At 34.5% G+C, this 13,243-nt stretch carries 8 protein-coding genes; all 8 read left to right on the top strand.

The features are described from left to right. The first annotated feature begins 129 nt into the window (after window positions 1-129). The 8 genes from PW52_RS12215 to PW52_RS12180 are packed head-to-tail and all read left to right on the top strand — an operon-like array spanning window position 130 to window position 13,093. Window positions 130-2,379: a GH92 family glycosyl hydrolase gene (locus PW52_RS12215; RefSeq protein ID WP_044633229.1), complete on the top strand. Its 2,250-nt coding sequence runs from the start codon at window positions 130-132 to the stop codon at window positions 2,377-2,379. Continuing rightward, entirely contained in the window at window positions 2,379-4,256 is a 1,878-nt protein-coding gene (locus PW52_RS12210; RefSeq protein ID WP_044633228.1) for a sodium:solute symporter family protein, read from the top strand. Before PW52_RS12215 ends, PW52_RS12210 begins: the two co-directional genes overlap by 1 nt. A 13-nt stretch (window positions 4,257-4,269) precedes the next feature. Continuing rightward, window positions 4,270-5,235: a glycoside hydrolase family 130 protein gene (locus tag PW52_RS12205; RefSeq protein WP_044633227.1), complete on the top strand. Its 966-nt coding sequence runs from the start codon at window positions 4,270-4,272 to the stop codon at window positions 5,233-5,235. Between the two features lie 40 nt (window positions 5,236-5,275). Then, a complete protein-coding gene (locus PW52_RS12200) occupies window positions 5,276-6,346 on the top strand; it encodes a carbohydrate-binding family 9-like protein (protein WP_044633226.1) in 1,071 nt (356 codons plus the stop codon). A 13-nt stretch (window positions 6,347-6,359) separates the two neighbouring features. Next, window positions 6,360-7,478: a family 10 glycosylhydrolase gene (locus tag PW52_RS12195; protein WP_044633225.1), complete on the top strand. Its 1,119-nt coding sequence runs from the start codon at window positions 6,360-6,362 to the stop codon at window positions 7,476-7,478. Between the two features lie 12 nt (window positions 7,479-7,490). Continuing rightward, window positions 7,491-8,501 (top strand): isoaspartyl peptidase/L-asparaginase family protein, encoded by a 1,011-nt coding sequence (locus PW52_RS12190; RefSeq protein ID WP_044633224.1) that lies wholly within the window; start codon window positions 7,491-7,493, stop codon window positions 8,499-8,501. 10 nt (window positions 8,502-8,511) lie between these two features. Further along, window positions 8,512-10,848 (top strand): glycoside hydrolase family 20 protein, encoded by a 2,337-nt coding sequence (locus PW52_RS12185; RefSeq protein ID WP_082050908.1) that lies wholly within the window; start codon window positions 8,512-8,514, stop codon window positions 10,846-10,848. 13 nt (window positions 10,849-10,861) lie between these two features. Next, window positions 10,862-13,093, top strand: a complete 2,232-nt coding sequence (locus PW52_RS12180; protein ID WP_052823488.1) for a GH92 family glycosyl hydrolase — start codon at window positions 10,862-10,864, stop codon at window positions 13,091-13,093. Window positions 13,094-13,243: the final 150 nt, after the last annotated feature.

The following is a 13,243-nucleotide window of genomic DNA, read 5'->3' as shown; positions in this document are numbered from 1 at the left end:
TATTTTTTTAGAATTATTAGTAATGTTTTTTTTTTGGTGTTTAACTAAGTTGAAGTGTTATCCGTCTAAATAACTTTTAATAAACGTTAAAATTATTAAAATTTATAAAATCTCAAATAAAACGGCTAAATGAAACACTTTTTACACCTATTTATATTGTTATTGTTTGTTAGTTGCGACAAAAATATAAGTAAAACTAACAATAACTCAATTTTTTTAACAAAACATGTTAACGCATTTATAGGGACTGGAGGACACGGGCATACTTACCCTGGTGCTACAGTGCCTTTTGGAATGTTGCAGGTTACTCCTGTAAATGGAGTAAGTAGTTGGGATTGGTGTTCAGGGTATCATTATTCAGATTCTTTAGTTGTTGGTTTTAGTCATTTAGCCTTAAGTGGGACTGGTATTGGCGATTTAGCCGATGTATTAATAATTCCGGTAAACAAAGCGGTCGATTTAACTGTAATGCCAAAAGGTCGCGACTCTATAACTTATAAATCTACTTATAGTCATGATAATGAGACTTCAGAACCTGGATATTATCAATTGTTTTTAAAAGATCATAATGTAAATGTAGAATTAACCGCAGGTTTGCGTTCGGCTACCCATAAATATACTTATAAACCAAACGACATTCAATCTGTGGTGCTAGACTTAGGTTTTGCTATAAACTGGGATAAAGCCACGTCAAGTGGAATACAAGTTGAAGATGATTTTACAGTTAGCGGATATAGATATAGTACAGGTTGGGCAAAAAATCAAAAAGTGTTTTTTGTGGCAAAGTTTTCTAAGCCAATTATGAAATATGATCTAACCGCCGATAAGATAAAAGTAGATAGTATTTCGAACGCTAAAAAAAGCGTAGCTCAGTTGTTTTTTGATGAAACCACAGGTAATAAATTATATATCAAGGTTGCGTTGTCTTCGGTTAGTGTGGCTAATGCTATAGAAAATTTAGGAGAAGTTAACTTCGATTTTGATTCAGTTAAAACTGAAGCCAATAAAACATGGAACAGCGTCTTAGGAAAAATAAAAGTTGAAACAAAAATCGACTCGTTAAAAACAATGTTTTATACCGCTATGTATCATGCGCAATTAGCGCCAGTTACATTTAGTGATAAAAACGGACAGTTTAGAAAACAAACAGATAGCTTGGTATCTGCCTCTAACTACACAGCGTATTCCACACTCTCACTGTGGGATACGTTTAGGGCAGAGCATCCCTTGCTTACATTCTTGGCGCCAAATAAGGTGTCAGATATGGTTAATACCATGTTGGAGTATTACAAGGATAAAAATATTTTGCCAGTTTGGACCCTTTACGGAAACGAAACAAATACTATGACTGGCTATCACTCAATACCTGTAATAGTTGAAGCTTATTTAAAAGGAATTAAAGGTTTTAGTGCTGAAGAAGCTTACAATGCAATGAAAACTACCATGATGCAAGACGAGCGCGGATTGGAGTTTTATAAAAATTACGGCTACATTCCTTATAATTTATTAGATGAATCTGTAACCATTACTTTAGAGTATGCTTATAACGATTGGTGTGTAGCGCAAATGGCAAAAGCTTTAGGTAAAACTGAAGATTATGAGTTGTTTTTAAAACGATCTGAAGCTTATAAGTATTTATTTGATACAAAAACAGGGTTTATGCGCGGTAAATTTGAAGATGGTAAATCTTGGAATGAACCATTCGACCCTAAATATTCTAACCACAGAGAACATACAGATTATACCGAAGGTAACGCATGGCAGCACAGTTGGTTTGTGCCACATGCTGTTGAAGATTTAGCAGAAATGCACGGCGGTAATGAAAAGTTCACCGCTAAATTAGAACAGTTATTTACAGAAAGCTCAGAAATAACGGGTAGTAATGTGTCTGCAGATATTTCTGGTTTAATCGGGCAATATGCACACGGTAACGAACCTAGTCATCATATTGCATACATGTTTAATCATGCCGAGAAACCTTGGCGCACACAATATTGGGTTCGTGAAATTTTAGATACACAATACAACACAACACCAAACGGATTAAGTGGAAATGAAGATTGCGGGCAAATGAGCGCTTGGTTTGTAATGAGTTCTATAGGATTATATCCTTTAAATCCAGCTTCAACGGTTTACGAAATTGGTAGCCCAATTTTCGATAAAACAACCATGCAGCTTCCAAATGGAAAAGTGTTTACTATTGTAGCAGAAAATGTTTCTGCCGATAATATCTACATACAATCAGCAACTTTAAACGGTAAAGATTTCAATACAACATCTGTTTCTCATGAAACCATTTTAAATGGTGGCGAGTTAAAATTCGTTATGGGAAATCAACCTAATAAATCTTGGGGTTTAACTAAAAACACTCAAGAATAATGGATATAGTTGATGTTATTATTATTGCGTTATACATTCTGCTTACTCTAGGAGTTGGTATTTGGGTGTCTAAAAAAGCGTCTCAAGGGTTAGATCATTATTTTCTCGGTGGTAAAAGTATAAAATGGTATTACTTAGGTTTAAGTAATGGTTCTGGTATGTTCGATGTATCTGGAACAGCTTGGATGGTTGGTATTCTGTTTTTATATGGAGCCAAAAGTTTCATGTTTATGTGGATGTGGCCTATTTGGAATCAAATTTTTGTGATGATTTTCCTCGCGGCATGGATTCGTCGATCGAATATAATGACAGGTTCCGAATGGATTTTAACACGTTTTGGAGACGATAAAGCAGGGAGAGCTTCACATTTAATTGTTGCTGTATTTGCAGTTGTTGCTTCTATTGGTTTTATAGCATATTTCTTTGAAGGCGTTGGTAAATTCATGACCGTTATTTTACCTTGGGATGTAAGCTTAGTTTTAAATGAAAGTGTATTACTAACTTCCGATCAATCTTATGCCTTAATAATTATTTTATTAACAACAATTTATACCATTAAAGGTGGTATGTTTTCTGTTGTAGCTACCGAAGTGTTACAGTACGGAATCATGGTGTTAGCCGGTATTTTAATAGCTATTTATGCTTTTGTTACGGTAACCGATGTTCAAATATATAATGTTATTTCACCCGAGTGGAGTAATATAATGTTTGGCTCAGAGCTCGAAGGTTCTTGGTCTGGTAAATATGAAGCTTTTAATAGTTTAATAGATACACAAGGCTATAAAATGTTCGGTGCTTTTATAGGGATGTCTTTATTTAAAGGTTTTTTTGCTAGTATTGCAGGACCAACACCAGGATACGACATGCAGCGTATTTTATCTACAAGAACGGTAAAAGAAGCGGCTTACATGAGTGGTTTTACTAATATTATTCTATTTATTCCACGTTATTTATTAATTGGTGGCGTAGTAGTTTTGGCTCTAGTTTATTGTGCTCCAGATATGATAGCAAATGGCGGTGCAAACTTAAGCGAGCTTGAAGTTATTTTGCCTAAAGTTATCAATAATCATATTCCTGTAGGTATTAAAGGACTACTTTTAGCAGGCTTATTAGCGGCCTTTATGTCTACATTTTCAGCTTTTGTTAATTCAAGTCCGGCATATATTGTAAATGATATTTACAAAAAATACTACAATGCAACCGCATCTAGTAAACATTATATAAAAGCAAGTCACATAGCATCTTTTGCAGTAGTAACCTTGGGTGTTATAATGGGCTTTTTTGCAGATTCTATTAACTCTATTACGCTATGGATTACAAGTGCCTTATATGGAGGTTATGTAGCCGCAAACTTTTTAAAGTGGATTTGGTGGCGTTTTAATGGTTGGGGATATTTTTGGGGAATGACCTCAGGCTTATTTATTGCAACTTTGCAGTTTTTGTTAGACCAAAATAAAGCTAATTTCACAGAAGGAACATGGTTGTTTGAATTAGCACAAATACCTGCAATTTACATGTTTCCTATTATTTTTGTAGTGTCTTTGTTAGGTTCGTTTTTAGGAACCTTATTAACACCGGCAACAAATATGCAAACCTTAAAATCGTTTTACAAAAACGTAAAACCTTGGGGTTTCTGGGGGCCTGTTTTTAAAGCATTAAAAAGTGAAGACGAAACATTCGAGAAAAACACAAGTTTTTTAAGCGATATGTTAAATTGTGTAGTAGGAATCGTGTGGCAATCGAGTATGATTTTGTTACCCATTTATTTCATGATAAGAGATTATCCAAAAATGTGGATGGCCTTTATAGTATTTATAATAACAACAGTTATTTTAAAATTCACTTGGTTAGATAAAGTAAAACAATATAAAGATTAATAATATACAGATTATGAGTAAAATGCCTTGGCAGGATAAGCCAGAAAATTGTAACGATGTTATGTGGCGTTATAGCGAAAACCCTATAATAGATAGGTATGCTATACCAACATCAAACAGTGTTTTTAATAGTGCCGTAGTGCCTTTTGAAGATGGTTTTGCAGGTGTTTTTAGATGTGATAATAAAGCGGTGCAAATGAATATTTTTGCAGGCTTTAGTAAAGATGGTATCAATTGGGATATAGAGCACGAACCTATCGTATTTCAAGAAGGAAATACAGAAATGATTGAGTCTGCCTATAAATACGACCCACGTGTTGTGTTTATCGAAGATAGATATTGGATAACTTGGTGTAACGGTTATCATGGACCAACGATTGGTATTGGTTATACTTTCGATTTTAAAAAGTTTTTCCAATGCGAAAATGCATTTTTACCATTTAACAGAAATGGTGTGTTGTTTCCAAAAAAAATAAATGGAAAATACGCTATGTTAAGTCGACCAAGTGATAACGGACATACACCTTTTGGCGATATTTACATTAGCTACAGCCCAGATATGAAATATTGGGGAGAACACCGTTGTGTAATGAAAGCGGCTAATTTTGAAGATAGTGCTTGGCAATGCACAAAAATAGGGGCAGGACCTATTCCTATTTTAACAAATGAAGGTTGGTTAATGTTATATCATGGAGTAATAAATACCTGCAACGGATTTAGATACGCCATGGGAGCAGCACTTTTAGATGAAAATGAACCCGATAAAGTAAAATACAGAACGCAACCTTATTTATTAGGTCCGGCAGTAAATTACGAGCAAAATGGCGATGTACCTAATGTTGTTTTTCCTTGTGCAGCATTGCATGATGAAAAAGAAGATAAGTTAGCGGTTTATTACGGAGCTGCAGATACTGTGGTAGCCATGGCATTCGGTAAACTAAGCGAGGTGGTTGCCTTTACAAAAAACAATAGCCTTTAGGTGCTGAATTTGTTTCAGTATCTCAAAAAAACAATATTAAATGAAGTTAAAAAAGCACATATTCGTTTTAATTCTTGGTGTAGTGTCTGCTTTAGGTTGTTCGCAAAGTAAAGAAAACAAGGCACCAAAAAGTTATATTGCTTATAAAACGAGCGCACCAATACAAATTGATGGTGAAGCTAATGATGCTGCTTGGAGTAAGGTAGACTGGAGCGATACTTTTATAGATATTGAAGGTGTTAAACAGCCAAAATATAAAACAAAAGTTAAAATGTTGTGGGACGATAAGTACTATTATATTTTAGCACAGCTCGAAGAACCTCATGTATGGGCAACGTTAACCAAAAGAGATACTATAATTTTTCATAATAATGATTTTGAGGTGTTTATAGATCCAGATGGCGATACTCATAATTATTACGAATTAGAGATTAACGCATTAAACACAGCCTGGGATTTATTTGTTAGTCAACCTTACAGAAAAAATAATGTGGTTTTAAACGATTGGAATATCACTGGTTTAAAATCGGCTGTTAAAGTTAACGGAACACTAAACAATCCTAAAGATACCGATGAAGGTTGGGTATTAGAACTTGCTATTCCTTGGAAGGCTTATAAAAAAGGCTATTTCCATAAAAACGTTCCAACAGATTCATTTTGGCGAGTTAACTTCTCAAGAGTTAATTGGGATTACCAAATTAAAGATGGTAAGTACGAAAGAAAACGTGATGACAAAGGGAAGTTGTTACACGAGTACAATTGGGTTTGGTCGCCAATGGGTGTAGTTAACATGCACGAACCAGAAAAATGGGGTTATGTATATTTTTCATCAAAAGAAGCGGGAGCAAAAGATGCTTTCAATATAACTTCAGATGAAAAAATTAAGTGGGAATTATATAGCATGTACAGAAAGCAAATCGCACATTTTAAAAAAAACAACGAATATTTTAAATCTATTGATAGTTTAACTCAAAAAGGCATAAAAATTGATGATAAGGCGGTGGTTCCAAAATTAGAGAATCATAGTACAGGTTTTAACCTTTCAATTGTTAGCCCTTTTTCAGGAAAAACTTTAATAGTAAATCAAAACGGAAAATTTATAACCAAATAATAAAATTAACCTTATGAAACTTAAAATAGCACTTTTTGGATTGGTACTTTCAATAGTATCATGCAATCAAGCTACTAAAGAAACCGCTTCAGAAGAACCTGTTGCTACAACAACTACAGAAGAAACTACTAAAACTTTTAAGTATTGGAACTGGATGTCGGTTGGTCATAAAAAATCAGATTCAGCCTACACGGCACACTTCAATAAATTAAAAAGTAAAGGTATTGATGCTGTTTTATTAAACACAGGAGCAGATCCAGGTTTATTAAAACGTTTAACGCCTTTAGCAACAGCAGCAGGATTAGAAGTACATGCGTGGATGTTTACAACAAACAGACCTGGCGATTCTATAGCGCAACAACATCCAGATTGGTACATGGTAAGCCGCAGTGGTAAATCTTGTTTTAAAAAGGAAGAACGACCATACGTTGGGTATTACCAATGGTTATCACCAAGTCACCCAGAAGCCAGAAAGCACATTTTAAGTCTTGTTGAAGGTTTAGCAAAAGTAGAAGGTGTTGCTAGTGTACATTTAGATTATATACGTTATCCAGATGTATATTTACCAATTGGTTTATTACCAAAATACGATTTAAAACAAGAAGAAGAATTACCTGATTACGATTTCGATTATTCTGATGCTAGTGTAAATAAGTTTATGGCTTTACATCATAAAGACCCTCGTAAAATGGAAAACCCAGCTATCGATATCGAGTGGAAAAACTTCCGTTTAAACGAAATTCGTTCGTTAGTAAATGAAGCTTATGACATTGTGCATAAACACGATAAGAAATTAAGTGCCGCAGTATTTCCTTATCCAGAAATGGCAGATCATATGGTGCGTCAGCGTTGGGATAAATGGAATATAGATATGGTTTTACCAATGATTTATTACAACTTCTACAACGAAGAATTAGATTGGATTGGTTATGCTACAAAACAAGGTGTAGAAGATTTACAAGGAAAATCAACCGAATTACACACAGGTTTATATACACCAAAATTAAGTAATGAAGATTTAAAAGATGCCATTCAATACGCTAAAGATAATGGCGCAAGTGGTGTTGCATTTTTTGATGATTATCATATGACTGATGAGCAATTCGAAATTATAAAAGCTTCAAAAGAATAAAGTCTATTTATCATGTCTAGTAGAAGAAAATTTATTAAAAATACGGCCTTAGGAACTGTTGGTTTAAGTGCTTTGTTAAGTAGTTTTTCAGCTTCCGCGGAAGCGAATAAAAACACTTCAAAAGCAAAACCAGTAAAAAAACCTTTGGTAATTTCTACATGGAGACATGGTTTAGCTGCAAACGAAGAAGCCTGGAAACAGTTAAACAACGGTGCGGCACCTTTAGATGCTATTGTTGCCGGTGTAGGTGTTCCAGAAGCCGATCCAGATGTACGTAGTGTGGGCTACGGTGGATTACCAGATCGTGAAGGTAAAGTAACGCTTGATGCTTGTATTATGGATAAGAATAGCGATTGCGGTTCGGTGTCTTTTTTACAAGGCATAAAACACCCAATAGCAGTGGCAAAAAAAGTTTTAGACGAAACGCCACACGTTATGCTTACCGGTAAAGGTGCCCTACAATTTGCTTTAGAAAAAGGGTTTAAAGAAGAAAATTTACTAACCGATAAATCTAAAGAATCTTGGGAAAAATGGTTAGAAAAATCGAAATATCAACCGGTAATAAATATTGAAAATCACGATACAATAAGTATGTTGGTTTTAGATGAAGAAGGCAATCTTTCTGGTGGTTGTACTACCAGTGGAGCGGCTTGGAAATTACATGGTAGAGTAGGCGATTCGCCAATTATTGGAGCCGGCTTATTTTTAGATAATGAAGTTGGTGCAGCTGCAGCAACCGGTTTAGGTGAAGCTGTAATACGAACCGCCGGAAGTGCCATGGTTGTAGAGTTAATGCGCCAAGGAAAATCGCCTTACGAAGCTTGTAAAGAAATTGTAGAACGCATTTACAATAAGCATAAAAACCATAAAGATATGGCCTATTTACAAGTTGGTTTTATTGCGGTTAATAAAAAAGGCGAACATGCCGGTTATAGTATAAGACCTGGTTTTAATTATGCCGTTTACGATAAAGAAAACGGTAATCGTATGGAAGATGCAGGATTTAAAATAAAGAAAAAATAAATTTATTTTAGTGAAAAAAGCATCACACATATCTTTTTTTGTTCTGTTTACTGTAGGTATCCTTTTAAACTCATGCCAAGAAAAATCAGCTAAGGTTTATACGGAAGCCGATGTAAATATTATTCCCAAAGTTGCACATTTAAATATTACAGAAGGTGTATTTCAGTTTAATGAAAACACGGTGTTTGTTGTGTCGAATGAAGAGCAAAAACAGGCTGTTAAACTACTCATCGATAAATTTAATAATGCTGCCAATTGGAATTTAAAAATTACAGCAAAAACGCCTACTTCAAATTACATTTCATTAGCATTAGATAACAGTTTAGAACAAGAAGCATATACAATTAATGCTAGTACAAGCCATGTTGTTTTAAAAGCATCAAGTGCTTCAGGGTTTTTATACGCTATTCAAAGTTTAAGGCAGTTGCTACCTGTTGAAATAGAAAGTGATACGCTTATTAAAAACATCGATTGGGAAATTCCAAATGTTCAAATAACGGACAGTCCGCGATTTAAGTGGCGCGGATTAATGCTAGACGTATCGCGTCATTTCTTTGGTAAAGATTATATTAAAGAAACTATTGATATGCTGGCATTGCACAAAATGAATATTTTGCATTTGCATTTAGTTGATGACCAGGGCTGGCGTATAGAGATTAAAAAATATCCAAAATTAACCGAAATTGGTGCGTGGAGAGTAGATCAAGAACATTTACTATGGAATGCTAGAGAAGATAATAATCCTGATGACAAAGGAACTTACGGCGGTTTTTTAACTCAAGAAGACTTAAAAGAAATTGTAGCCTATGCCGCTACAAAAGGTGTTGAGGTTGTTCCAGAAATAGAAATGCCTGCGCATGTGTCGAGCGCTATTGCCGCGTATCCAGAGTTATCTTGTCATGGTGAACAAATTGCAGTGCCTTCTGGAGCCTTATGGCCAATTACAGATATTTACTGTGCGGGAAAAGAATCTACTTTTGAGTTTTTAGAAAATGTACTGTTGGAAGTAATGGATATATTCCCTTCTAAATACATTCATATTGGTGGAGATGAAGCGACTAAAACCAATTGGGAAGTTTGCCCACATTGTAAAAAAAGAATTAAAGCAGAAAAGCTTGAAAATGTTGAAGAATTACAGAGCTACTTTATAAAACGAATTGAAAAATTCATCAATTCTAAAGGAAAAAAACTAATTGGTTGGGATGAAATTCTAGAAGGTGGTTTAGCACCAGAAGCTACAGTAATGAGTTGGCGTGGTGTAAAAGGCGGTATTGAAGCAGCAAAACATGGTAATGATGCTATTATGTCTCCGGTTGGTTATTGCTATTTCGATTATTATCAAGGTACACCAGATTTAGAGCCAAAAGCGGCAGGACCAGTTACTACAGTTAGCAAAGTATATCAATTCGAGCCTATTGTTGGAGAACTTTTTCAAGAAGAAGAAAAACATATTTTAGGCGGACAAGCCAACGTTTGGGCAGAACATATTCCTACCGAAGAACATTCGCAATACATGATTTTTCCAAGATTAACAGCTTTATCTGAAACGCTTTGGAGTCCAAAAGAATCAAGAAATTGGAATGATTTTTCAGTACGTTTAAAAAGCATCATGAACAGATTTGAATATTTAGATGTAAATTATGCAAAAAGCGCCTATATTATTAATTCTAAAGTAAAAACAGATATTCAGAGTAAATCGGTAGCAATAACATTACAGAATGAATTCCCAGACTCAGATATAAGATATGTTTTAAACGATGCGGATTTAAATTCTGAAGCCATTCCGTTTACAAAACCTATTGTTGTAAATAGAACAACAGCAATTAAAGCGAGTTTATTTGAAGCAGATAAACCAATAAATCATGTGTTTAAAGAAACAATTACGTTTCATGAAGGTGTTGCGAGTAAGGTAGATTATTTGACTAATTATCATGAAAGGTATCAAGGTTCTCATGCCTTTAATTTAGTAAATACGTTACGTGGTAGTAAAGATTTTCGCGATGGCAGATGGCAAGCTTGGTTAAATAAAGACGCTAAAGTTGTTGTAGATTTAGGTGAAGAAAAAAATATAAGCAAAGTGATTATTGGGAGCATGGTAAACCAAAAAAATAGTGTTTATTACCCAACAGAAATAAAGGTTTTACTATCTCATGATAACGAAAACTTCACAGAAGTTGGTAAAATTAAAAAACCGTTTAAGGTAGATGATGAACCTGAATTAAAAGATTTTAGTATTGATTTTAAAGCACAAAAAGCCAGATATATAAAGGTTGAGGCTAAAATCGATAAAAGCGATATAGAAGTTAAAGAAGCTTGGATATTTATGGATGAAATTTTAATAGATTAATTATTAGTTTTTAATGAGATTTAAGTTTTTAACAGTTTTATTTTTAGTTTATTTTATGTTTTGTGGTTCGCGCGTAGTGTCACAAGAGTGCACTACGTATGTGAACCCATTTATTGGAACATCAAATTTTGGAGCTACAAATCCGGGAGCCATTGCGCCTCGTGGTATGGCCAGTGTATCTCCTTTTAATGTTTCTGGAAAACAAAATAAATTAGAAAAAGACAGCCGTTGGTTGTCTAATCCTTATGTACACGAAAACACCTTTTTAACAGGGTTTTCGCATGTAAATTTAAGTGGAGTTGGTTGTCCAGATTTAGGCGTTATTCTACTCATGCCAACAACTGGAGCGCTTGAAACAAATCATTTAAAATATGGAAGTATTTATAAAAATGAAGTTGCAAAAGCGGGTTATTATAGTACGGTTTTAAATAAGTACAATATTAAGGTTGAAACCACAGCATCTACAAGAGTTGGTATTTCAAGATATAGTTTCCCAAAAGGCGAAGCTAATATTTTACTTAATTTGGGTTTAGGTTTAACTAACGAGCAAGGTGCTTCAATAAAAGTTGTATCACCAACAGAAATTGAAGGTATGCGAACGGTAGGTTCGTTTTGCTATTACAAACCCGAAGAAAATTACCCAGTTTATTTCGTGGCGAAATTTAGTAAGCCTGCCGATGAGTTTGGTGTTTGGCGAAAACCAAGAATCTATAAAGGTGTTGAAGCTGAATGGATGACCTACAATGGTAAAACCAGAATAATGAAGGGCTACAAAAAAGAGGTTGTTGGCGATAGCATTGGTAGTTATTTTAAATATAATTTTTCTGAACCTACTCAGGTTGAGGTTAAAGTAGGCGTTTCATATGTGAGTATTGAAAATGCAAGGGAAAACCTTGAAAAGGAAACCGAAAACCAAACCTTCGAAACGGTTTATAAAAATACGTCTTCACAATGGAATAACTTATTATCGAAAATTAAAGTTGAAGGTGGTAGCGAAGATGATAAAACGGTGTTTTACACGGCGCTCTATCATACACTTATTCACCCAAATACTTTAAACGATTATAATGGGGAATATCCAAGTATGGCCACACGGGAAACTTTAAAAACCGAAGGAACTCGATTTACTGTGTTTTCGTTTTGGGATACCTACAGAAATTTACATCAGTTGATGTCTTTAGTGTACCCGAAGCAGCAATCTAACATGGTAAAAAGCATGCTTAATATTTACGATGAAAGCGGCTGGTTGCCAAAGTGGGAATTAAATGCTACCGAAACCACAACTATGGTTGGTGATCCTGCGGGAATTATTTTAACCGATACGTATTTAAAAGGAATTACAGATTTCGGTGTTGAAAAGGCCTATGAAGCCATGCGCAAAAGTGCGACACAGTTAGAAGATAATCCATTACGTCCAGGAGTAAAAGAATATTGGTCTAACGGATTTTTAACAACACAAAATCGAGGTTCGGTATCTACAACACAAGAGTACAATATTACAGATTATTCCATTTCGCTTTTAGCAAAAGCATTAGGGAAAAAAGACGATTACAAACGCTTTTATAAGCAAGCTTTTTCATATAGAAATTTATATGATAAAAATTTAAAATTATTACACCCTAAAAACCCAGATGGTTCTTGGTACGAGCCTTTCGATCCGTTGGCAGGTGCAAATTTTGCCGAAAATATTGGTTTTATCGAGGGGAATTCGTGGCAATACTCATTTATGGTTTCTCACGATACCAAAGGGTTGATAAAGCTTATGGGTGGTAAAAAGCAATTTGTAAATCAATTAGAAAAAGTATTCGATTCTAATCAATTCGATATGGCTAACGAGCCAGATATAGGTTACCCGTTTTTATTTAATTATGTTAAAGATGAAGAATGGCGTAGTCAAAAATTAGTTAAGCAATTGGTAAATCAATATTTTAAGAATACTCCGGATGGTTTACCTGGGAATGATGATACCGGAACCATGTCTGCTTGGGTAATTTATAGCATGATGGGAATTTATCCAATTTCACCTGGCGAACCATTTTATACGATTACAGCACCAATGTTCGATAAAATTACCATTGAATTAGATGATGCTTACTACAAAGGAAAACAACTTGTAATAGAAAAAACTGGAGATTCTAGTGGTAAAATCAATACTATTCAGTTAAATGGAAAGTCTCATTCAGGATACTTTGTAAATCACTCCAATTTGGTTGAAGGCGGACATCTAACAATTAACCTGAAATAAAACTTTTCTTTTTTAAACTTTTCTTGCAGCAAAAGCCCTTTTGGTAGTTCTGTACAGCTGTAATAACAAAATATTCATCTTGTTTTTGCTGTTTTACAGTTGATTAGCTTCCGCTATTATTGTGCGATTTATGAAATATTTAATCGATAG

The sequence above is a fragment of the Neotamlana sedimentorum genome, from assembly GCF_000943565.1.
Lineage (GTDB): Bacteria > Bacteroidota > Bacteroidia > Flavobacteriales > Flavobacteriaceae > Neotamlana > Neotamlana sedimentorum.
The sequence above is the reverse complement of the archived record's forward strand: the minus strand, read 5'-3'. Positions and strand labels throughout refer to the sequence as shown.